Annotated in this window: 22 protein-coding genes; 10 read left to right on the top strand and 12 right to left on the bottom strand. The window is 65.7% G+C overall.

Annotation, left to right across the window (positions count from 1 at the left end; genetic code table 11):
* Positions 1 to 118: 118 nt before the first annotated feature.
* A complete protein-coding gene (locus ACFQNJ_RS11040; RefSeq protein WP_382257112.1) occupies positions 119 to 2,482 on the top strand; it encodes a hybrid sensor histidine kinase/response regulator in 2,364 nt (787 codons plus the stop codon).
* 16 nt (positions 2,483 to 2,498) lie between these two features.
* Here the strand turns inward: ACFQNJ_RS11040 and ACFQNJ_RS11045 are convergent, their stop codons facing one another.
* From ACFQNJ_RS11045 to ACFQNJ_RS11060, 4 genes are read right to left on the bottom strand one after another with little or no spacing between them, the layout of a single operon-like run.
* A complete protein-coding gene (locus ACFQNJ_RS11045) occupies positions 2,499 to 3,146 on the bottom strand; it encodes a DUF4136 domain-containing protein (protein ID WP_382257115.1) in 648 nt (215 codons plus the stop codon).
* 15 nt (positions 3,147 to 3,161) lie between these two features.
* Positions 3,162 to 4,073, bottom strand: a complete 912-nt coding sequence (gene ttcA / locus ACFQNJ_RS11050) for a tRNA 2-thiocytidine(32) synthetase TtcA (RefSeq protein WP_374640224.1) — start codon at positions 4,071 to 4,073, stop codon at positions 3,162 to 3,164.
* A gap of 5 nt (positions 4,074 to 4,078) precedes the next feature.
* Positions 4,079 to 4,456, bottom strand: coding sequence for a dihydroneopterin aldolase (locus ACFQNJ_RS11055; protein WP_374640223.1), 378 nt, complete (start codon positions 4,454 to 4,456; stop codon positions 4,079 to 4,081).
* A gap of 12 nt (positions 4,457 to 4,468) precedes the next feature.
* Positions 4,469 to 5,260, bottom strand: a complete 792-nt coding sequence (locus ACFQNJ_RS11060; protein ID WP_382257118.1) for an SDR family oxidoreductase — start codon at positions 5,258 to 5,260, stop codon at positions 4,469 to 4,471.
* Positions 5,261 to 5,276: 16 nt separating this feature from the next.
* Between ACFQNJ_RS11060 and ACFQNJ_RS11065 the strand changes: the two genes are divergently transcribed.
* The 3 genes from ACFQNJ_RS11065 (at position 5,277) to trxC (ending at position 7,187) form a co-directional block, all read left to right on the top strand.
* Positions 5,277 to 6,440, top strand: coding sequence for a class I SAM-dependent methyltransferase (locus tag ACFQNJ_RS11065; protein WP_382257121.1), 1,164 nt, complete (start codon positions 5,277 to 5,279; stop codon positions 6,438 to 6,440).
* A 19-nt stretch (positions 6,441 to 6,459) separates the two neighbouring features.
* On the top strand, positions 6,460 to 6,654 hold the full coding sequence (locus ACFQNJ_RS11070) for a DUF2905 domain-containing protein (protein WP_374640220.1): 195 nt from the start codon (positions 6,460 to 6,462) through the stop codon (positions 6,652 to 6,654).
* A gap of 80 nt (positions 6,655 to 6,734) precedes the next feature.
* Positions 6,735 to 7,187 carry a thioredoxin TrxC gene (gene trxC / locus ACFQNJ_RS11075; protein WP_382257124.1) on the top strand — a complete coding sequence of 151 codons (453 nt, stop codon included), beginning with the start codon at positions 6,735 to 6,737 and terminating at the stop codon, positions 7,185 to 7,187.
* 42 nt (positions 7,188 to 7,229) lie between these two features.
* Here the strand turns inward: trxC and otsA are convergent, their stop codons facing one another.
* The 3 genes from otsA to otsB are packed head-to-tail and all read right to left on the bottom strand — an operon-like array spanning position 7,230 to position 11,256.
* The gene (gene otsA, locus ACFQNJ_RS11080; protein WP_382257126.1) at positions 7,230 to 8,612 is read right to left on the bottom strand and encodes an alpha,alpha-trehalose-phosphate synthase (UDP-forming); all 1,383 of its coding nucleotides are present in this window, start codon (positions 8,610 to 8,612) and stop codon (positions 7,230 to 7,232) included.
* The gene (locus ACFQNJ_RS11085) at positions 8,612 to 10,444 is read right to left on the bottom strand and encodes a glycoside hydrolase family 15 protein (RefSeq protein WP_382257128.1); all 1,833 of its coding nucleotides are present in this window, start codon (positions 10,442 to 10,444) and stop codon (positions 8,612 to 8,614) included. The genes otsA and ACFQNJ_RS11085 overlap by 1 nt, the downstream gene beginning before the upstream one ends.
* The gene (gene otsB / locus ACFQNJ_RS11090; protein ID WP_382257131.1) at positions 10,441 to 11,256 is read right to left on the bottom strand and encodes a trehalose-phosphatase; all 816 of its coding nucleotides are present in this window, start codon (positions 11,254 to 11,256) and stop codon (positions 10,441 to 10,443) included. Before otsB ends, ACFQNJ_RS11085 begins: the two co-directional genes overlap by 4 nt.
* A gap of 108 nt (positions 11,257 to 11,364) precedes the next feature.
* Between otsB and ACFQNJ_RS11095 the strand changes: the two genes are divergently transcribed.
* The 5 genes from ACFQNJ_RS11095 to ACFQNJ_RS11115 all read left to right on the top strand — a co-directional run bounded on the left by ACFQNJ_RS11095 (position 11,365) and on the right by ACFQNJ_RS11115 (position 16,603).
* Entirely contained in the window at positions 11,365 to 12,342 is a 978-nt protein-coding gene (locus ACFQNJ_RS11095) for a glucokinase (protein WP_382257134.1), read from the top strand.
* 130 nt (positions 12,343 to 12,472) lie between these two features.
* Complete coding sequence (locus tag ACFQNJ_RS11100; RefSeq protein WP_382257137.1) at positions 12,473 to 13,720, top strand: ABC transporter substrate-binding protein; 1,248 nt, start codon at positions 12,473 to 12,475, stop codon at positions 13,718 to 13,720.
* Between the two features lie 62 nt (positions 13,721 to 13,782).
* Positions 13,783 to 14,658, top strand: a complete 876-nt coding sequence (locus ACFQNJ_RS11105) for a carbohydrate ABC transporter permease (protein ID WP_382257139.1) — start codon at positions 13,783 to 13,785, stop codon at positions 14,656 to 14,658.
* Positions 14,648 to 15,514: a carbohydrate ABC transporter permease gene (locus tag ACFQNJ_RS11110; RefSeq protein ID WP_382257142.1), complete on the top strand. Its 867-nt coding sequence runs from the start codon at positions 14,648 to 14,650 to the stop codon at positions 15,512 to 15,514. The genes ACFQNJ_RS11105 and ACFQNJ_RS11110 overlap by 11 nt, the downstream gene beginning before the upstream one ends.
* An 18-nt stretch (positions 15,515 to 15,532) precedes the next feature.
* Entirely contained in the window at positions 15,533 to 16,603 is a 1,071-nt protein-coding gene (locus tag ACFQNJ_RS11115) for an ABC transporter ATP-binding protein (RefSeq protein ID WP_382257145.1), read from the top strand.
* Here the strand turns inward: ACFQNJ_RS11115 and ACFQNJ_RS11120 are convergent, their stop codons facing one another.
* From ACFQNJ_RS11120 to ACFQNJ_RS11140, 5 genes are all read right to left on the bottom strand, one after another.
* The gene (locus ACFQNJ_RS11120; protein WP_382257148.1) at positions 16,604 to 17,968 is read right to left on the bottom strand and encodes a sensor histidine kinase; all 1,365 of its coding nucleotides are present in this window, start codon (positions 17,966 to 17,968) and stop codon (positions 16,604 to 16,606) included.
* Positions 17,969 to 17,979: 11 nt separating this feature from the next.
* Positions 17,980 to 18,678, bottom strand: a complete 699-nt coding sequence (locus ACFQNJ_RS11125; protein ID WP_382257151.1) for a response regulator transcription factor — start codon at positions 18,676 to 18,678, stop codon at positions 17,980 to 17,982.
* Between the two features lie 8 nt (positions 18,679 to 18,686).
* On the bottom strand, positions 18,687 to 19,973 hold the full coding sequence (locus ACFQNJ_RS11130) for a multifunctional CCA addition/repair protein (RefSeq protein ID WP_382257154.1): 1,287 nt from the start codon (positions 19,971 to 19,973) through the stop codon (positions 18,687 to 18,689).
* Between the two features lie 7 nt (positions 19,974 to 19,980).
* Positions 19,981 to 20,685 (bottom strand): glutathione S-transferase family protein, encoded by a 705-nt coding sequence (locus ACFQNJ_RS11135; RefSeq protein WP_382257156.1) that lies wholly within the window; start codon positions 20,683 to 20,685, stop codon positions 19,981 to 19,983.
* A 91-nt stretch (positions 20,686 to 20,776) separates the two neighbouring features.
* A complete protein-coding gene (locus ACFQNJ_RS11140; RefSeq protein ID WP_382257159.1) occupies positions 20,777 to 21,079 on the bottom strand; it encodes a metal-sensitive transcriptional regulator in 303 nt (100 codons plus the stop codon).
* A 238-nt stretch (positions 21,080 to 21,317) separates the two neighbouring features.
* Here ACFQNJ_RS11140 and ACFQNJ_RS11145 point away from each other — a divergent pair, with 238 nt between their 5' ends.
* Positions 21,318 to 21,896, top strand: coding sequence for a DUF302 domain-containing protein (locus tag ACFQNJ_RS11145; protein ID WP_382257161.1), 579 nt, complete (start codon positions 21,318 to 21,320; stop codon positions 21,894 to 21,896).

The raw sequence follows: 21,896 nt of genomic DNA on the forward strand, positions 1-21,896 counted from the left end.
AGTGGGCGGTGAAAATGGGCGGCACGCAGGCAGTTGTTCGCCCGAGCCGTGAAATTATCGCGGGAAACCCGCGCAGCAAGGGCTTTCGCACTGCGGTGGGCTGGGCCACAATGGGTCCATGACGCCATCTGCGCCACCGGCCGATCAGGGCTTCGGCACGCTGTTCACCTTCCTGCCGATCGGTGCCTACCGCTGTGCACCCGATGGCACGATGCTGCACGCCAATCCGGCGCTGGTCAGGCTCAACGGGTTTGCGACGGAGGCGGATTTTCTTGCGGACGTGAACAGGTTGGCGGGCGACTGGTACCTGGACCCAGGAAGGCGCCAGCACTTCCAGCAGCAACTGGCCATGCATGGCCAGGTCCGGGGACTCGTGTCTGCGGTCCAGCAACACGGGACGGGCCTCAAGCGCTGGGTGAGCGAGAACGCCCATCTGGTGCGGGACGCGCAGGGGCAGCCCCTGTACTACGAAGGGACGGTCGAAGACATCACCGAACAGGTACACTCCCGCGAGGCGTTGCAACGCAGTGAGGAGCAGATGCGCCAGGTGGCGTCGCAGGTGCCGGGCATGGTGTTTGCCGTGCACATTGCACCGGATGGCCGGCGTCAGTACCGGTTTGTCAGCGATGGGGTGCGGGACATCTATGGCTTCGAGCCCGGTGATCTGCTTCGTGATCCCGACCTGATCCGCCGGTACCGGCACCCTGCCGACCAGGATCAGCTGGAGCGTGACATCGACCTGATGCGCCGGGGCCATGAGGACCTGGGCGGCGAATTCCGCATTGTGCGACCCGATGGGCAGATCCGCTGGATCCTGCGGCGCTCGACATCGGTGAGCAGCGACGAGACCGGCGTGCTGCGCGTGGGCGTGCTGCTGGACATCACCGAGCAGCGTGAGGCGGAAGTCGCCTTGCGAGAGACCGAGGCACGTTGGAAACTGGCCCTGGAGAGTGCGGGCGACGGTGTCTGGGACTGGAACCTGGCCACCGGAGAGGAATACCTCTCCGCCAGCATGCTGGCCATGTACGGGTTCAACGAGGACGAACTGCCTCGCCTGGCCGAGGCGCTGGACCAGCGGACCCATCCCGAGGACCGCGAGCAGATGCTGCGCGACCGCTTGGACCATTTCGAAGGCCGCACGCCGATCTACCGCAATGAGCATCGGGTCCAGTGCAAGGGCGGTGCCTGGAAATGGGTACTGACCCGGGGCATGGTCATCAGCCGGGATGTGGGCGGCAAACCGTTGCGCATGGTCGGTACCCACACAGACATCACCGAGCTCAAGGAAGCCGAGATGCGCCGCCAGCAGCTGGAGGGCCAACTTCGGGAGTCGCAGAAGATGGAGGCCATCGGCACCCTGGCGGGCGGGGTGGCGCACGATTTCAACAACCTGCTGGCCGCCATTCTGGGCAACCTGTCCCTGGCCCGGGAAGACGTGGGGGACGGCCACCTGGCGCAGGAGAGTCTGGCCGAGATCCAGCGGGCGGCCCTGAGGGCCAGGCAGCTGGTGCAGCAGATCCTGGCCTTCAGTCGCCGACAGTCCCCCACCATGGAACAGCAGGCCCTGGGTCCCCTGGTCGAGGAAGCGCTGAACCTCATGCGTTCGCTGTTGCCGGCCGGGGTCCGTCTGAACACGCGGATGCCTGTCACGGGACCGATGGTGCGGGCCGACAGTACCCAGATCCAGCAGGTGGTGATGAACCTGTGTACCAATGCCTGGCAGGCCATGCGGGGACGCGGGGGTGAGATCACCGTGTTGTTGAAGACCTGTGATGTGGCGCAGGAAGAGAGCCTGTCAACGGGTGGGCGCCTGGCGCCGGGGCGCTACGCGTGCCTGAGTGTGGCCGACAGCGGTCAGGGGATCGCTCCCGAGCATCTGCACCGCATTTTCGAGCCGTTCTACACCACCAAGCCAGCCGGTGAGGGCACCGGACTGGGGCTGTCGGTCGTGCACGGCATTGTGACTGCGCACCAGGGGGGCATTGACGTGCACAGCCAGCTGGGGGAGGGAACCCGGTTCGATCTGTATTTTCCTGTGGCCGGCGGGACCGATGCACCGGCACAGGGGGCGACCATGGTCGAGGCGGTCATCCCCCAAGCCGACACCTGTGCGAACCGGCACATCGTCTATGTGGACGACTACGAGGCGATGCTGTTCCTGGCCTCCCGCATGCTGGGCAAGCAAGGCTATCGGGTGACCACCTTCCTGTCGGGGGAGCTGGCGCTGGCCTGGCTGGCGGCCAACGGGGACCGGGTGGACCTGCTGGTCACCGACCAGAACATGCCGGGCCTCAGCGGCATCGATGTGGCTCGCGAGGTGGCGCAGATCCGTCCCGGCTTGCGGGTGGCCATCATGTCGGGATATGTGAGCGACGAACTTCGAGAGCAGGCCCGGTTGTGCGGTGTGCACGAAGTGCTGGCCAAGCAGGACCGGGTCGATGACCTGGTCGAGGCGGTTCGCAGCCTCTTGCCCGCCGACTGAGCGCCTTCCGGCAGACTCAGCGCGGCAGGTCGATGTTGACCTGGCGACTGCCGGGGCGCGGTACCGGGAATTCGGACAGGGCTGCCCGGATGATGGCTTTCCACAGCTCGGGCGTGCTGTTCCAGCGACCGTCGTGGGCCGCGCTGGTCTCATAGACGACGCGGCCGGTGGCCGCATCACGCACCACCAGCGACACCTGTCGCTGGTAGTAGGGCGTCGTGTGGTAGGGGTACATCGGCCAGCCAAAACGTCCGCCGACGCCCCAGCCACCCCGGCTGCCGTAGATGCCCACGCCGCTCCAGAATCCGTCGCGCGGCTCTTCCCAGGGGGCATAGGGCAGGCGCACGCTGCTGGCCTGAACCTGCACGCGCCAGGCCGGTGCCGGATCGTCGGTGCCGGCCACGCGCCAGCCCAGTGCGGCCAGGCTGTCGATCGTCCATTGCTCCAGTTCGGTCTGGGCCTTGGCGGCTGGACCTTCCCGCTGGGAGGGCAGGCGTTCGAACAGGTAGTACTGTGGCGCGGCAGGCGCCCCCTGGCCGCTGTCCCAGCTGGCGAAACTCTCGACCTGGTTGTCCACCCGCAGCACGCTGGCACAACCACCGAGCACCAGGGCGCTGGCCAGCAGCAGGATCGAAACAAAGCGGTTGCGGGCAATCGGGGTCATGGGTTCCTCGTCGGATCAGGACATGGCAATCGGTATGACCCGCGAAGGCTGCACCTCGTTCCCTTCCTCGTCCACGCGTGCCGGGGCTTCGATCTCTTCCTCGTCGAACGCCTTGTCGCCGTCCTCGCTCTCCACCCCGGTGGTCTTGAGCGTCTGGAACGGATAGAGCGAGCGGTCCATCAGGTGGCTGGGCACCACGTTCTGCAGGGCGTGCAGCATGTTCTCCAGCCGCCCGGGGAACTGCTTGTCCCAGTCGCGCAGCAGGTTGCCCACCTGCTTGCGCTGCAGGTTCTCCTGGCTGCCGCAGAGGGTGCAGGGGATGATGGGGAACTGCCGATGCTCGGCCCAGCGGATCAGGTCCTTCTCGGGCACGTAGGCCAGCGGGCGGATCACCATGAACTCGCCGTTGTCGCTGACCAGCTTGGCGGGCATGCCCTTGAGCTTGCCGCCGAAGAACATGTTCAGGAACAGGGTCTGCAGCATGTCGTCGCGGTGGTGACCCAGGGCGATCTTGGTGGCGCCCAGTTCCTTGGCCACCCGGTAGAGAATGCCGCGCCGCAGCCGGCTGCACAGGCTGCACATCGTCTTGCCTTCGGGAATGTTCTTCTTGACAATGGAGTAGGTGTCCTGCGTCTCGATGTGGTACCGGATGCCCAGCTTGGACAGGTACTCGGGCAGGATATGGTCGGGAAAACCGGGCTGCTTCTGGTCGAGGTTGACCGCGATCAGTTCGAAGTTCACCGGCGCGCGCGCCTGCAGCTTCATCAGGATATCGAGCAGGCCGTAACTGTCCTTGCCGCCCGAGAGGCAGACCATCACCCGGTCACCTTCCTCGATCATGTTGTAGTCCACGATCGCGCGGCCAACTTCTCGGCACAGGCGCTTTTCCAGTTTCTTGTTCTCGAAGGCTAGTTTCTCTGGGGTCATGGTGCTCACCACTGGCCGCTTTCCATGCGGATCGCGACTTCGCAGTCGTCAAAAATTTCAAGCTTGGCGATCTTCACCCGCACGCCGATCACGCCGGGCAGCTGCATCAGGCGCCGCGTGAGTTTGCCGATCAGGCTCTCGAGCAGGTTCACGTGCTCGGCGGTGCATTCATCGATGATGATCTGGCGCACCTTGCGGTAGTCCAGCACATGGCTGATGTCGTCGTCGTGCGGCAGCAAGGGCTGCGTGCCCTGGTTGAGTTCGGCGTCCACCTGGATTGGCTGCGGCGCGGTCTTCTCGTGGTCGAGGATGCCCAGGTTGGCGTCGAAACGGAGACCGGTCAGGGTCAGGATCTGGGTGCCGGCAGAGTGGGGGGCAGTCATGGGCTTCTCGCCTCACATCAGGGAAAAATCGCGCTCGAAGCGCATCAGGTGCTGACCACCATCGACCAGCAGCGTGGTGCCGGTGATGGACCGGTTCTGCAGGGCGAACGCGACAGTGGCCGCCACGTCGTCAGGTGTGGATGAACGCCCCAGAGGCGACTGGCGGTGCAGTGCCTGGAACTTGTCGTCCGACAGCATGTGGCTGGTCAGGGTCAGACCCGGTGCCACCCCCACCACGCGCACCCGGGGCGCCAGGGCCAGGGCCAGCATGTTGGTGGCCGCTTCCAGCGCCGCCTTGGACAGGGTGTAGCTGAAAAAGTCGGGGTTGAGGTTCCAGAGCTTCTGGTCCAGCAGGTTCACCACGGCGCCGTCACGTGAACCGCCGCTGGTGTCCAGATGCTCGGCCAGCGCCTGGGCCAGCAGGACGGGGGCGCCCGTGTTGCTGCGCAGGTGCTTCTCCATGGCCTCGAAGCCGAAGCTGGCCGCTTCGTCGTGCTCGAACAGGGACGCGCTGTTGACCACCGCATCCAGCTGGCCGAAGCTCGCCACCACCGCCGGCACCAGGGCTCTCACATCCGGTTCGCTGGCCAGGTCGGCGTAGAAGGGTCTTGCGCTGGCGGCCCGGCCGGTCAGGGCGTCGCAATCGGCAGCGGTCTGGCGGGCGTCCTCGGCCGACTGGCGGTGGTGCACCGCCACAATCCAGCCGGCCCGCGCCAGCGTGAGCGCGATCTCACGTCCCAGGCGTTTGCCGGCGCCGGTGACGAGCACGGTGCGTGAGTCCCGGGATACGGTTGGGGATGGCATGGAGGACAATGGCGGGGTGAAAACGGAAGCTCTGGGCCAGGCGCCCGATGACATCGCGGGCGAACCTGCAAGTGTACCGAGCGCCCTGCTGGCGCGGGTGAGTGGGGCTGTCCGTGCGTCGGGCGGCTGGTTGCCCTTCGACCGCTTCATGGCCATGGCCCTGTATGAGCCAGGTCTGGGCTACTACGCCAATGCGACGCCCAAGTTCGGACGGATGCCGTCGGGCAGCGATGGCCGGGGGAGCGATTTCGTGACGGCGCCCGAGCTCACGCCGCTGTTCGGGCACACCCTGGCCCGCCAGGTGGCCGAGGCGCTGGAGGCCACGGGCACCGACGAGGTCTGGGAGTTCGGTGCCGGCAGCGGTGCCCTGGCGTTGCAGGTGCTAGACGGCCTGCAGGCCATCGGGCGGACACCGCGTCAGTACACCATCGTCGACCTGTCGGGCAGCCTGCGTGAGCGCCAGCAGGCCACGCTGGCACGGCATGCGGCTTGCGTGCGCTGGGCAGACCGTCTGCCTGAAGCCTTTGACGGGGTGCTGCTGGGCAACGAGGTCCTGGACGCCATGCCGGTCCAACTGCTGGCGCGACGGGGTGGGCTTTGGCATGAGCGGGGCGTGTCGCTCGATGCCGTCGGTGGCCTGATCTGGGTGGACAAGCCGACCGACCTGCGGCCACCGCTGGAGGTCGACGGCACCCACGATTACCTGACCGAGATCCATCCCCAGGCCGAGGCCTTCATCCGCACCCTGGCCGATCACTGGCAGCACGGCGCAGGCTTCTTCATCGACTACGGATTCCCCGAGGCTGAGTACTACCACCCGCAACGACACATGGGCACGTTGACCTGCCACCGCGGACATCGCCGCGACGATGACCCGCTGGCCGATCTGGGCCTCAAGGACATCACGGCCCACGTGAACTTCACAGGCATTGCCTTGACCGCCCAGTCGTCCGGGCTGTCGGTGCTGGGGTACACCTCTCAGGGGCGCTTCCTGCTCAACGTCGGGCTGCTGGACCTGGCGAAAGAGGCCGGGCCAAGGGAAAACGCCATGATGCAGAAGCTGGTGAACGAGCACGAGATGGGCGAGCTGTTCAAGGTGCTGGCCATCGGCCCCGATGCATCCGGGCGCGAGTGGCTGCCGTCGGGGTTCGCGGTCGGCGACCGTTCCCACCGACTGTGACACGAGACCTGATCGCGCCATGATCCGCTGGATGATCGTCATCTTCCTGGCTCTGTTGCTGATCAGCTGGTTCACGCCGCTGCTGCACAAACTGGGCTTCGGCAAGCTGCCCGGCGATTTCCGCTTCAAGGCCTTCGGTCGGGAGTGGTTCATTCCCCTGACCACCACCATCCTGCTGAGTTTTGTCGCCAGCCTGATCAGCCAGATCGTCTGACCGACAAGGTACTCCTGGGAGTGTCTTGAAGAATGCCGGCGAACCCCCACATCGGGGACATAGCATCACGGAGCCTTTGAATGTCCACTGACGCGCTGCACATCGTCTGCCCCCACTGTCACACCACCAACCGCGTCGCGCCGGCCGATCTGGGCAAGGCGCCCGACTGTGGCAAGTGTCATCGCGCGTTGTTCGACGGGCATCCGGTCGAGCTGGATGAGTCCAGTTTCGATCGGCACATCGGACGCTCGCACCTGCCCGTGTTGGTGGATTTCTGGGCCCCCTGGTGCGGTCCCTGCCGGATGATGGCGCCCCAGTTCGAGGCGGCGGCCCGCCAGCTGGAGCCACAGGTCCGGCTGGCCAAGCTCAACACCGAAGAGGCCCAGCAGCTCGCCGCCCGGCACCAGATCCGCAGCATTCCGACGATGGCGCTGTTTGTTGGCGGTCGCGAGGTGGCCCGGCAGGCCGGCGCAATGGGCGCGGCCGACATCGTGCGCTGGGTGCGCGCCCAGTTGTCTTCTGCGGCTTTCTGATCCGATGCGGCACGGCCGGTCGCCTGCCCGCTGACATGGTACTCAGTGCGTCTGGATCGACGCCAGGGTGTCCAGGAATTGCTGGCGCCACCAGTGAACATCCTGGGTCCGGATGCCCTCGAGAAGGGCAGCGTGGCGGCGGCGGCGCTCCTCCAGCGGCATCCTCAACGCGCTCTGCATGGCCTCGGCGGTGCGGGTGGCGTCGTACGGATTGACCAGCAGCGCCTCGGTCATCTGCTCGGCCGCACCGGCAAAGCGCGAGAGCACCAGCACCCCGGGGTCGTCCGGATCCTGCGCCGCCACATATTCCTTGGCCACCAGGTTCATGCCATCGCGCAGCGGGGTGACCAGGGCCACACTGGCGGCGCGGTAGAGACCTGGCAGGCGTTTTCGGGCCACGTTGCGGTGGATGTAGCGCACCGGCATCCAGTCGAGTTCGCCGAAGTTGCTGTTGATCTGACCGCTCAGACTCTCGAGCTCCTGACGCAGCGACGCGTAGGCATCCACCGACTCCCGGCTGGGCGCAGCGATCTGGATCAGGGTGGCGCTTCCGCGGTTCTCCGGGTAAGACTGAAGGAGCTGGCGGAACGCCTTCAGGCGCTGCGGCAAGCCCTTGGAGTAGTCCATGCGCTCGACACCCAGCAGCAGGCGCCGGCGCGAGTACTCTTCGCGCATCTGGTGGTACAGGTCCTGCGCGTCGGCAGCCCGCCCCAGGGCCTGGAACTCATCCACATCGATCCCGATGGGAAAGCTGGCGGCATGCACGGTTTTGCCAAAGGCGCGGAAGGCATTGGGTCCCTGGACCTGCGCGTCGGCTTCGGTGCGCACGTAGCGCGAGAAGTGAGCCAGATCCACTTCGCTCTGGAACCCGACCAGGTCATAAGCGAAAAGTGATCGCATGAGCCAGTCGTGCTCCGGGATGGCCGCCAGGATCAGGGGCGGCGGCAGAGGAATGTGCAGGAAAAACCCCATTCGCTGGCGACAGCCCATGGCCCTGAGCTCGGCGGCCAGAGGGATCAGGTGATAGTCGTGAACCCAGACGACATCGTCCGGTCTGAGCAGCGCGGCCAACTGGTGGGCGAACCTCCGGTTGACCCTCTGGTAGCCGCCAATGTGGCCACCATCGAAATTGGCCAGGTCCAGTCGGTAGTGAAAGACCGGCCAGAGGACACCATTGCTGTAACCGAGGTAGTAGCTGTCGTGATCGGTGGGCGACAGGTCCATGGTGACCAGCTGGACCCTGCCAGCCATCTGCGTGTGCAGCCGTCCTGCTTCCGCCTCGCCAGGCGCTGCGACGCGGCCACTCCAGCCGAACCAGAGGCCCCCGGTGGACTCCAGTGCCTGCCCCAGGGCAACGGCCAGCCCGCCTGAAGCGCTCTTGCGAGGATCGGCCACGCGGTTGGAGACAACGACCAGCCGGCCCATCAGATCACCGTGTCCCAGGGGGCCGACAACCGCACGGCTGCATTGATGATGCCCACCATCGAGTAGGTTTGAGGGAAATTGCCCCACATCTCGCCCGTGCTGGCGTGGGTGTCCTCCGACAGAAGACCCAGCCCGTTGCGCGCCCGCAGCATCGTTTCGAAGATGGCGCGGGCTTCCTCGACCCTGCCGACACGAGCCAGTGCATCGATGCGCCAGAACGTGCAGATGTTGAACGCGGTTTCCGGTTTGCCGAAATCATCGGCGGCTTCATATCGCCGCATGTAGGGACCATCGCAAAGGTTCTTTTCGAGCGCGTCCAGCGTGGCGACGAACCTGGGGTCCATGGGATCGATGAAGCCGACTTCGGCCATGAGCAGCACGCTGGCGTCCAGGTCCCGGCCACCGAAACTCTCGGCGAACGCCTTGCGCTCCTCCGACCAGGCCTCGCGCAGGATGCGCTCACGCATGGCTCGGGCGTGCTGCTGCCAGTAGGCAGCCCTTTCCGTTTGCTGCAGGCCGGCTGCAATCTTGGCCAGCCGGTCACAGGCGGCCCAGCACATCAGCGCCGACGACGTGTGGACGCGCGCGCGCGTGCGCAGCTCCCACATGCCTGCGTCGGGTTGATCGAAGACCTGTACCGCCCGCTCACCGGCCACCTCCAGGCGCTTGAACTCCGGCAGACCGGCCGGGTGCAGCAGGCGTTTGTCGTGGAACGCCTGCGCAGCACCCAGCACGATGTTGCCGTAGACATCGTGCTGGAAGTGTTCGAAAGCCTGGTTGCCGATGCGTACCGGGCCCATGCCGCGATAGCCGGGCAGATTTTCGCAGATGCGCTCAGGCAGGTCTCGCTCCAGTCCGATGCCGAACAGGGGCTGGACGTGGCCGCCGTTGCTGCCCTCCACCGCGTTGGTCAACCAGCTCAGGTAGTCCTCCATGGTGCCGACTTCGGCCAGACTGTTCAGTGCCCTGACCACGAAGAACGCATCACGCAGCCAGCAATAGCGGTAGTCCCAGTTGCGCTGAGTGTCGGGCGCCTCCGGAATGCTCGTGGTCATGGCGGCCACGATCGCGCCCGTGTCTTCGAAAGTGGACAGTTTGAGCGTGATCGCCGCGCGGATGACCGCCTCCTGCCATTCCAGGGGCAGTGCCAGGCGCTGGCTCCAGCTGCGCCAGTAGCCGATGGTCTCCTGCTCGAAATTCCTGGCCGTGTCGCTGATGCCGCCCTCAAGCGTTTCGTCCGGCCCGAGCAGGAAATTCAGCTCCCGGGTCAGCAGAAACGGTTGACCCGATTGCACATGGGACAGGGGGGCGTCGGTCTGCAGCCGCAGGGTCAGCTGGTCGCCCACGAACCGGATGTGGTTGCTGCCCGAGGTGATGAGCGGGGCGACGCTGCCCCAGTGGAACCGGGGGCGCAGGCGGATGCGTATGCGGGGCGTCCCCTGCAACGCACGAACGCGCCGCACCATCATCATCGGTCTGAAGAAGCGTCCCCTGGACTGGAAGCGCGGTGCAAAGTCGGTGATCAGCAGTCCTTGTCCCCGCGTATCCCACAACTCGGTTCGCAGGACGGCGGTGTTGGGTTCGTAGTACTGGTGGGCCCGCTCCAGATCCTCGATGTCGATGGCGAAGCTGCCGTTGCCATCTTCTCCGCCCAGCAGCGAGTGAAAGACCGGATCCCCGTCGAATCGGGGCAGACAACACCACACGACCTGACCGCGTTCATCGATCAGGGCGCTGAAGGCGCAGTTGCCGATCACGCCCAATGACAGGTTCTGTGGTGGTGGCTCTGCAAAGGTCCCGTTCTGCCCTCGGTTCAGGCTCCCTGTGCTCATGACGTGTGCTCCCTCCGTGCGTTGTCGATCAGCCATTGACGCAGAGCCTGGGGATTGGCCAGGCGGGCCTTGGCTGCGGTGGGGCCATCACCGACCTTGATGCCCACTCCGCCCATTTGCTTGACGGCGAGGAACCCTGCTTCATCGGTGACATCGTCACCTGCAAACACCGGAACCCTGCCCCGAAAAGGCGGCTGCTGCATGAAGGCGGCGATGGCCGTGCCTTTGTGAACACGGGACGATTTGACCTCGAGCACTGCTTTGCCGTGCAGCAGTTTCAGATCGGGGCGGCCCGTCACGATCGGGGCCAACGCATGGAGACAGATCTTCTCCAGTTGCGGTGCCTGCCGATAGTGCAGCGCCATCGAGGACGACTTCTCTTCCAGCAAGAGAGCCGGGTATTTCTGGACAAGAACACGCGCCGTCGCCAGCGCCTCGTGCAGATCGGGAGCCGAGGTGCGCAGAACCTCGCCGTCCCGTGTTCGAAGGACTGCCCCATGTTCATACGCGGCCGCCAGTCGCAGGGGGGCCAGCAGGGCGTCAACATCGTTCATCGGCCGGCCCGTCACCAGCGCAACGGCGCCGCCCAGCTTGTGCTGCAGTGCGGCCAGCACCTGGGGGACTTCGCTGCTCAGACGTACGGCGTCGGGACGCGGCGCGATGTCGGCCAACGTGCCATCGAAATCGAGAAAAAGGGCGTGTCTTCGACTTTCAAGCCGGACAGATTCAATCACTTTTTTACCGTACCAGACCATGGGCCGGAATACCAACCCGGGGGGAGTTTCCGACCTTGACGGTGCGATACTTTTCATGAAACCCGGCCTGATCAGGCATCATGGCTTTATGTAACTTGGTTACGGGTTCGGCATAATCCGGTCCGAACAGAGACCTCAGCAGCCTTGCTTCCAGGCTGGTCATTCATGAAAACCAACCCTCCCCAACCCCGCCTGCTGGCCGATGTGGGCGGCACCAATGCCCGTTTCGCCTGGCAGCGAGAGCTGGGCGCACCCATCACCGATGTCCATGTCCTTCGCTGTGCCGAGCATGAGTCGCTGCAGGCCGCCATCCATGCCTACCTGCGCCTGATCGGTCAGGCGGCACCGACCACGGCCGCGATTGCGATCGCCAACCCGGTCACCGGTGACGAGGTCCGGATGACCAACCACCACTGGGCTTTCTCGCAGCGCCAGGTGTGTGACGAGTTCGGCTTCTCGACCTGGCGGCTGATCAACGACTTCACGGCCCTGGCGTTGGCCTTGCCCGTGCTGCCGGCCGCTGACCTGCGGCAGGTGGGTGGTGGCATCGCCCAGCCAGGGGCGCCCATCGGCTTGGTCGGTGCCGGGACCGGTTTGGGGGTGTCCGGCTTGCTGCCCGACGGACGGGGTGGCTGGATTCCCCTGGAAGGTGAGGGTGGGCACGTCACGCTCCCGGCACAAACGCCGCGCGAGCGCCTGGTGATGGATGGGCTGGTGCGCCGTTACGGCCACGCATCGGCCGAGCGGGTGACCAGCGGGCAAGGCTTGCTGGACACCTTTGACCTGCTGTGCGAAGCCGACGCGGCGGATCGGGCCGGCATCGCCACGGCGGCCGAGGTCACCGAGGCGGCGCTGGCGGGCAGGCACGCGCAGGCGGTGGAGGCGCTGGATATCTTCTGTGCCTGTCTCGGGTCGGTGGCGGGCAACCTGGCCCTCACGCTGGGTGCGCGGGGCGGCGTCTTCATCGGGGGGGGCATTGTCCCCCGCCTGGGGTCGGCTTTTGAGCGATCCTCTTTCCGCCAGCGCTTCGAGGCCAAGGGACGGTTTCAGACCTTCCTGTCGGCGATTCCGGTGTGGGTGATCACTTCCAGCCAATCTCCCGCTTTGATGGGGGTATCCCGGGCGCTGGATGCCCTGAGCTGAACAGATCGGCGAGGTCTGAGGGTTTCCACGGATGGCTGTTTTTAATTAATTAATGAAAAATTAAAGAACTCGGCGTGCAGTGCGCCGGGCCATCCACAACCGGGCCTGCGGGCCACTCGGAGACCCCTCAATGAAACTGAACCAACTGCTGAGCGCTGCCATGGCGGCGTTCGCCCTGTCTGGCGCCGTGGCCGGCGAAGTCGAAGTGCTGCACTACTGGACGTCCGGTGGCGAGGCCAAGTCGGCGGCCGAGTTGCGCAAGATGATGCAGTCCAAAGGGCACACCTGGAAAGACTTCGCGGTGGCCGGGGGTGGCGGCGACAACGCCATGACCGTGCTCAAGAGCCGCGTGGTGTCGGGCAATCCGCCGTCGGCCGCCCAGATCAAGGGGCCGGCCATCCAGGAATGGGCCGCCGAAGGCGTGCTGGCCAACCTGGATGCCGTGGCCAAGGCCGAGAACTGGGACGCTTCCCTGCCCGTGGTCGTCGCCAATGTCATGAAGTACAAGGGCAACTACGTGGCTGCCCCGGTGAACGTGCACCGCGTCAACTGGCTGTGGGCCAGCCCCGAGGTCCTCAAGAAGGCCGGCGTGCCGGCCATGCCCAAGACCTTCGACGAGTTTTTTGCGGCCGCCGACAAGATCAAGGCCGCAGGCCTGATTCCCGTTGCGCATGGTGGCCAGAACTGGCAGGACTTCACGACGTTCGAGTCGGTGGTGCTGGGCGTTGGTGGCGCCAAGTTCTATCAGGACGCGCTGGTCAAGCTCGATCAGAAGGCCTTGAACAGCGACACCATGAAGAAGTCGCTGGAGACCTTCCGCAAGATCAAGTCCTACACCGACCCGGCTGCCCCGGGCCGCGACTGGAATCTGGCCACTGCCATGGTCATGCAGGGCAAGGCCGGCTTCCAGTTCATGGGCGACTGGGCCAAGGGTGAATTCATTGCGGCCGGCAAGGTGCCGGGCAAGGACTTCCTGTGCGCCGCCGCACCGGGTACCGCCAATGCATTCACGTTCAACGTCGACTCGTTCGCCATGTACAAGCTCAAGGACGCCGGCGCCCAGAAAGCCCAGGCGGATCTGGCTGCAGCCATCATGAGCCCGGCCTTCCAGGAGGTCTTCAACCTGAACAAGGGCTCGATCCCGGTCCGTCTGGGCATGAAGATGGACAAGTTCGATGACTGCGCCAAGCTCTCGAGCAAGGACTTCGTCGACACCGCCCGCACCGGCGGCCTGGTCCCCTCGGTGGCCCACGGCATGGCGGTGAGCCCGGCGGCCGAAGGTGCCATCAAGGACGCGGTCAGCCAGTTCTGGAACAACGACAAGATCTCGGTGGCCGATGGCATGAAGAACATCGCCAAAGCCGCCACCACCCAGTAAGCACCCGCGGGTGCGTCTCAGACGACCCCATCCTGGCGGGTGGGGTCGTCGCTGGAATCTCCATGAAATCCCTCGACAACCTGCTGCCCAAGCTGGTGCTGGCGCCTGCCTTCGTGCTGGGGCTGGCCTTCATCTATGGCTTCATGGTGTGGAACGGTGTCCTGTCGGTCACCGCTTCCCGCATGCTGCCCAACTACGAATTCGTTGGTCTGGAGCAGTACGTGCGGCTGTTCGACATGGACCGCTGGTGGGTCGCCCTCAGGAACATGGCGCTGTTCGGCGTTCTGTATGTCGGCCTGTCGATGGCGCTCGGTGTGCTGCTGGCCATCCTGCTGGACCAGAAGGTCCGTGCCGAAGGTTTCATCCGAACGATCTATCTTTACCCGATGGCCCTGTCCTTCGTGGTGACCGGCACCGCCTGGAAATGGATCCTCAATCCCAGCGATGGCCTGCAGAAGCTGATGCAGGACCTGGGCTGGACCTCGTTCACCTTCGACTGGCTGGTGCAGTCCGACATGGCCATCTACTGCGTCGTGATCGCGGGCGTGTGGCAATCGGCCGGCTTTGCCATGGCCCTGTTTCTGGCGGGTCTGCGCGGTATCGACGACAGCATCATCAAGGCAGCCCAGATTGACGGTGCTTCGCTGCCCCGCATCTACTGGCGCATCGTGCTGCCTGCCCTGCGGCCGGTGTTTTTCTCCACCCTGATGGTGCTGGCCCACCTGTCGATCAAGAGCTTCGACCTGGTGATGGCGCTCACGGCGGGCGGTCCTGGCTACGCCACTGACGTGCCGGCGACCTTCATGTACGCGATGAGCTTCAGCCGCGGACAGATCGGGCTGGGGGCCGCCAGTGCCACGATCATGCTCGCGACCGTGGCGGCCATTGTCGTTCCCTACCTCTACAGCGAACTGCGGAGCAAGCCCCATGACCGCTAAACCCCTGTCCCATCACGTGGCCCGCGTGTTGCTGATGGGCGTCCTCCTGCTGGGCGCGGCGTTCTTCCTGGCGCCGCTGTACGTGATGGTGGTCACCTCCCTCAAGGACGCCGATGAATTGCGCAATGGCAACCTGCTGAGCTTGCCCGGCAGCCTCAACGTCAGCGCCTGGCGCGAAGCCTGGTCCAGCGCCTGCACCGGCGCGGACTGCAGCGGCTTGCGCCCTTTCTTCTGGCACTCGGTGTGGATGGCCATCCCTGCGGTGCTCATCTCCACGGCTTGGGGTGCCCTCAATGGCTATGTGCTCAGCCTGTGGAAGTTCAAGGGCTCGGAGACCTTCTTCGGTCTCCTGCTGTTCGGCGTGTTCATGCCCTTTCAGGTGGTGCTGCTGCCCATGAGCCAGGTGCTCGGATGGCTGGGTATCTCCAGTTCCATCGGCGGGCTCATCCTGGTGCACTGCCTGGCGGGCCTCCCCAGCACGACCCTGTTCTTCCGCAACTACTACGCGGCCGTGCCAGGCGAGTTGCTCAATGCGGCGCGCCTGGACGGTGCGGGCTTCTGGCAGATCTTCCTGCGCATCATCCTGCCGATGTCCACCCCCATCGTGATGGTCACGCTCATCTGGCAGTTCACCCAGATCTGGAACGATTTCCTGTTCGGGGTCGCGTTCAGCGGGGCCGACTCGAAGCCGGTGACGGTAGGACTCAACAACCTGGCCAACACCACCAGCAGCGTCAAGGCCTACAACGTCGACATGGCGGCTGCCCTGATTGCGGCGCTGCCGACCGTGGCGGTGTACGTGCTGGCAGGTCGCTATTTCGTGCGCGGGCTCACCGCCGGCGCAGTCAAAGGTTAAGCATCAGGAGTTATGTTCATGGCATCGGCACTCGACATTCGCGGCGTCCGCAAATGCTTCGGCAAGGGTGAGCACACGGTGGAGGTCCTCAAGAAGATCGACATCGATGTGGCGCCCGGCGAATTCCTCATTCTGGTGGGCCCGTCCGGCTGCGGCAAGTCCACGCTGCTCAACATCATCGCGGGGCTGGAAGAGCCCACCGAGGGCGCCATCCATCTGGGTGGACGCAACGTGATCGGGGTACCACCGGCGCAGCGCGACATCGCGATGGTGTTTCAGAGCTACGCCCTCTACCCGACGATGAACGTGGCCGACAACATCGGCTTCGCGCTGGAGATGCGCAAAGTGCCCAAGGCCGAGCGGCAGCGGCGCATCCAGGAGGTGGCGGCCATGCTGCAGATCACGCACCTGCTCGACCGGCGGCCCAGCCAGCTGTCGGGCGGGCAGCGCCAGCGTGTGGCAATGGGGCGAGCCCTGGCGCGGGAGCCGCAGCTCTTCCTGTTTGACGAGCCGTTGTCCAATCTGGATGCCAAGCTGCGGGTCGAGATGCGAGCGGAAATCAAGCGTCTGCACCAGGCCAGCGGCATCACGAGCGTGTATGTCACCCACGACCAGATCGAGGCGATGACCCTCGGCAGCCGCATCGCGGTGATGAAGGACGGTGTCCTCCAGCAGCTGGGCACCCCCGATGACATCTATAACCGGCCGGCCAACACCTATGTGGCCACCTTCATCGGTTCGCCCACCATGAACCTGGTGGACACCCAGGTGCTGGAAGGCGGTGCGGTGGCACTGGCGGGTATCGAGCTGGATCTGCCATGTCCTGCCGCCACCGGGGCGCATGCCACGCTGGGCTTGCGCCCCGAGCACATCCGCCTGGACGGCAGCGCGCCGTGGAAGGGCGAAGTCTCGGTGGTCGAGCCGACCGGGGCAGATACCTATGTGGTCGTCAGTACCGTCTCGGGGGATGTGACCGTGCGCGTCGCACCCCAGGTACGGGTGCAGCCGGGCGAACGGGTGGGGCTGGCGGTGGAGGCCGCGCACGCGAGCTGGTTCGACGCACGCAGCGGCCAGCGGCTGGCGGCCTGATCAGCGGATCCGTATCTCGACCCGCAGGCCCTGCGGTGCGATCTGTTCGACCCGGGCGTCGCCGCCATGGCGCCGGGCGATTTCCTGCACGATGGCCAGACCCAGGCCGCAACCACCAGGCAGCTCGCTGCCACGCCAGAAGCGCTGGAACACATGGTCCATGTCATCGGCCCGCAGCCCGGGTCCGGTGTCTTCGACCACCAGCACGGCACTGCCATCCGGATCCTGGCCGACCCGCAAGGTGATGCTGGTGCCGGCCGGGGTGTAGCGCAGGGCGTTGTCGATCAGGTTGGCCAGCGCCTCGCGCAACTGCAGCGCATCGGCCGACACCGGCAGGCGGTCCAGGCCTTCGTAGCCCAAATCCATGCCGGCCGCCAGGGCGCGCGGTGTCCATTCCCTGGCCACCTCCCGGGCGAGTGCGGCCAGATCCAGCGGCGCACGCAACACCTGGCTCTCGCTGCGGGCCAGGGTGAGCAACTGGTGGACCAGGTGGGCGCTGCGAACCGCTCCCCGGTGCACCTTGTCGAGGCGTTGCACCAGCGCGGGATCCTGGGTCTCCTGTTGTGCGGACTCGACCTGGCTGATCAATCCGGCCAGCGGCGTCCTGAGCTGGTGGGCGGCGTCGTTGATGAAGCGCTTTTCCTGCAGCACGCTGCGTTCGACGGCGCGCAGCAGATCGTTGAGTGCCGTCACCAGCGCATGGACCTCCTGGGGTGCCTCGGTGGCGGCGATGGGCTGCAGTGCGTTGACCGACCGGTTCTCCAGCTGAGCGGTCAGCCGGGTCAGCGGCGCCAGACCGCGCCGAACCCCGCCGTAGACAAGGACGCTCAGCAGCGCGCCCAGCACCAGCAGGGGGGCCAGCATGTCGGCGATCAGCTCACGTGCAATCCGCTGCTGCTCCGCCATGCCCTTGCCCACCTGTACCCGCAACACCTGGGGGACATCGCCATCGCCGTAGTCCAGATCCAGGGCCACCATGCGCAGGGCGCGGCCATCCAGGGTGGCGGTGTAGTGCAGGGGCACGCTTCGAACGGGCTGCTCGCCCTCGGGCTGGGGTAGCCGCTGGTTGCCCAGCAGGAACTGTCCGGGGGGTGAAGAGACGGTGTAGCTGATCCGGTCATCGGGATCCTGCTCCAGCACATCCTGCGCGGCTCGGGGAAAATCGATCAGCAGACCGGAACCGATGGGCTTGACCTGCCGGGCCAGGGCGCGCACCGACTGCGTCAGGGACTGGTCGATCGCCTTCTCGGCGTAGGACAGGGCGATCCGGTAGGCCAGCAGACCGCCGGTGGCCCACAACACCAGCTGTGGCAGCAGCAGCCACCACAGCAGTTTGCGGCGCAGCGACGGGCGCGACCGGTCCATGAAGGATCGCTTCAGGCGGACTCGAGCATGTAGCCCAGACCGCGGATGTTGCGGATGTTCAGGCGCGAGCCCGACAGCTTGCGCCGAAGGCGGTGCACATATACCTCCAGTGCATTGGACGCCACCCCACCGGCGTCGCCCGCGTCGGCCTGCCAGGCCGCGAGCACGTCATCCCGGCTGACCACCCGTCCGGTGTGGCGGACCAGCAGGTCCAGCAGCTCCCATTCCCGCTGTGTCAGGTCAATCACCTCATTGCCCAGCCAGGCGCGTGGCAGCTCGGGGTCCACACGCAGCGTCTCGTCGCTTGATGGGATTGGCTCGGCCGGCGAAGGGCCATAGGCCGGCAGGCGGGAACGGCGCAGGATGGCCTGCAACCTGGCCAGCAGTTCCTCCCGGCTGAACGGCTTGGTCAGGTAGTCGTCTGCCCCGGCGTTCAGGCCCGCCACGCGGTCCTCGACACCATCGCGCGCGGTCAGCACCAGCACCGGCAGCGCAGGCAGTCGCTCGCGCAGCCGCCGCAGCACTTCCAGCCCGTCGATCTTGGGCAAACCCAGATCCAGCACCAGGGCGTCATAGGCTGAGCGGGTCATCATGTCCAGCGCCACCTGGCCGTCTTCGGCCACGGCCACCGCATGGCCGGCCTGAGTCAGCTGGGTCTGCAGCGCATCCCGCAGGAGTTCGTCGTCTTCGGCAATCAGCAGTTGTGCCATGACCCGGATTATCCGGCGAAGACCCGGTCGATGGCCTCGCTGCGCGCACCATGGATGGCCGCCGCGATGCGGGGCCCCACCTTGGCCGGATCCATGCCTTGCGCCTCGGCGTGGGATGTCACCTGGCGTGCCAGTGCGTCGGTCGATACCCTCAGCGCCGCCGACAATGCGGTCAGGAGTCGGTCTGCCTGCGGGTAGGGTGCCGATTCAAAGCCCAGCCGCCCTCGCGCATCGCATTCGCACGCCTGCAGGATCTGTTCGAATCGCTCCGGTCGGCGGATCGCGTCACAGCGCTCCAGCAGGCGCAGGGTGGCCGCGCCGCCCAGCCCTGTGCTGCGGTGGATGTTGCCGTGTTCCCGAGCCACCACGTCGGCCAGCTCGCGCAGGTCGCGGGGCACCCGCCAGCGCTCGCAAAGCCCGCGCAGCAGTCGGGCGCTGCGCTCCTCGTGGCCGATGTGCCGGGGCAGCACATCCGCCGGGGTGGTGCCTTTGCCCAGGTCGTGACAGAGACAGGCGAAACGAACCCCCAGCGGTGCCTGCAACTGCGCGCTCATGTCCAGTACCATCATCAGGTGCACCCCGGTGTCCACCTCGGGGTGGTAGTCGGCCCGCTGGGGAACGCCCCACAGTCGCTCCACCTCGGGCAGCAGGCGCTTCAATGCGCCGCAACTGCGCAGCACCTCGAACATGCGACTGGGCTGCTGCTCCATCAGCCCGCGCGACAGTTCCTGCCAGACACGCTCGGGCACCAGATGATCCACCTCACCTTCGTCGACCATCTGCTGCATCAGCGCCTGGGTCTCGGGGGCCACGCCAAAGTCCGGAAAGCGTGCGGCAAAGCGGGCCACCCGCAGGATGCGCACGGGATCCTCGGCGAAGGCGTCGGTCACGTGCCGCAGCAGGCGGCGCTGCAGATCTTGCCGGCCATGGAAAGGGTCGATGATGTCGGTGACATCAAAGGCCTCGGCCCGGTTGGCGGGCACGGCCATGGCGTTGATCGTGAGGTCGCGCCGGGCCAAATCGTCTTCCAGACGGACGCCCGGATCGGTATGGAAGTGGAATCCGTGGTAGCCCGGCGCGGTCTTGCGCTCGGTGCGGGCCAGGGCGTACTCCTCCCGTGTGACCGGGTGCAGGAAAACCGGAAAGTCACGGCCGACCGGCACAAAGCCCTCGCTGGCCATGGATTCGGGGGTCGCGCCCACCACCACCCAGTCCCGGTCCACATGGCTGTGGCGCCCCTGCTCGCGATCGAGCAGGGCATCGCGCACCGCACCGCCCACCAGATAGGTCTTCATGCCCCGTTCAGCGCCCCAGGCGGTAGGGTTCCTCGAAGTCCAGGAAGTCCTGCTCGGCCAGTGCTTGCCCGATCCAGGCCTGAACACCCGGCAGGTTGGCCACGCGGTCGACGTAGGCCTGAATGTCGGCCGGCAGGGGCAGGGCGTAGGTACGCAGCCGCATGCAGACCGGGGCATAGAAGGCGTCGGCGATGCTGAACTCGCCGAACAGCAGGGGCGAAAGACCGTCTGCGCGAGGGGCCTGGGCTGCCAGCAACTCGCCCCACATCCCGCACAGGCGCGCCACATCGGCCCGCACGCCGGCCTGGTCGCGCCAGACCAGCCGGCCGATGTCAGGCAGGGAGGCCTCGATGTTCATGGGGCAGTGTGAGCGCAGGGCGGTGAAACCGCTGTGCATTTCGGCGCAGATGCTGCGCGCACGGGCGCGCGCCTTGGCGTCGGCGGGCCACAGCTGCCGGTCGGGAAATCGCTCGGCCAGGTATTCGGCAATGGCCAGGGTGTCCCAGACCGCCAGATCGCCGTCCACCAGCACCGGTACCTTGCCCACGGGACTGACCCCGCGCAGCGTCCGCTTGAAGGCCGAGTCGGCGTCGAACGAGTCGAAGCGCACCATGACTTCCTCGAAGGGAATGCCGGCCTGGGTCATGAGGACCCAGGGACGCATGGACCAGGACGAGTAGTTCTTGTTGCCGATGTAGAGCTTGAGTGCCATGGGGTTCTCCGTGTGTGTGGCGCTCATCCTATGCCGTGCACCGCCGCCGATTGATGATCAATGGCGGTGCAATTGATGCCTGCGCTTCGAATCAGGCGTACTTCTCGAGGATGCGGGTCGAGCGTTCGACCTCGCGCAGCGCGTCGTCCTCGCTGGCCGATTCGGTCACGGCTTCCATCACCGAGCAGGCCATCATGCGATAGAACGCCTTGTCCATGGCCTTGCGGGCGGCGGCCATCTGTTGCGCCACATCCTCGCAGGAACGCCCAGATTCCACCATGTCGATCAGTCCGCGAACCTGCCCCTCAATGCGCTTGAGCCGGTTGACCACATCACGCTGGTGTTCGGCGCGGTAGCTTGGGGTGGTGGGGCGGTGATCCTCGGGGCTTTTCATGTCGTTTCCTGTACGGTGGCGGTCAATCACCGCGACAGTGTGCCAAAAAACCAAAGCCATCACCGACAGATCGCATGCGAAGGTATGCGTCAGGTTAGCTGGTGATCAATAAATACCCTACCCCCTAGGGTAGTTACCGATGCACCCTGGGGTATGACTCCGATAACGTGACTTGGTCGGTTTGACAAAACTCAAGGCAGGCAGATCCTGCACCATCACAAACGAGGAGACATCCCCCATGCAAGTCTGGAAACGAATGGCCCTTTGGTTCACCCTGGGCGCAGCGGCGGTGCTGGGCACCGGTTGCGGCACGCTGTCCACCATCGGCAAGCTCGAGGACGGCGCTGGCGCCGAGTCCATGAGGATGTGGGACCGCTGGATCGAAGGCAACGGCGATATCGCGGTCGCCACCACCTGGGAGCGCAAGGTCAAGCCCGGCGTGAGCGCCAAGGACGTCGAAGAGATCTTCAAGCTGGTGGCGGTGGAGCGCAACATGCGCGACGTCGGCACGCTGCCCCTGTCCAAGGAGCTGGAGGCACGATCGGGCAAGAAGGAGAAACTGCTGACCGTCTATTCCTTCTGCAGCCCGGCCACGGCCCGCAAGATGGTGGACTTCAGTCCGCACATGGCCGCCTACCTGCCCTGCCGCATCAGCATGGTCGAGCACGACGACGGCAGCCTCTGGCTGTACACGCTGAACATGGACATGATGGTCAAGATGGGCCGCAAGCTGCCGTCCCCGCTCAAGGAAGAGGCCTGGGCGGTGCGTGAAACCATCTGGCAGATGATGGAGCGAGGCTCCAAGGGCGAGTTCTGA

Source organism: Hydrogenophaga bisanensis (assembly GCF_042665135.1).
Taxonomy (GTDB): domain Bacteria; phylum Pseudomonadota; class Gammaproteobacteria; order Burkholderiales; family Burkholderiaceae_C; genus Hydrogenophaga; species Hydrogenophaga bisanensis.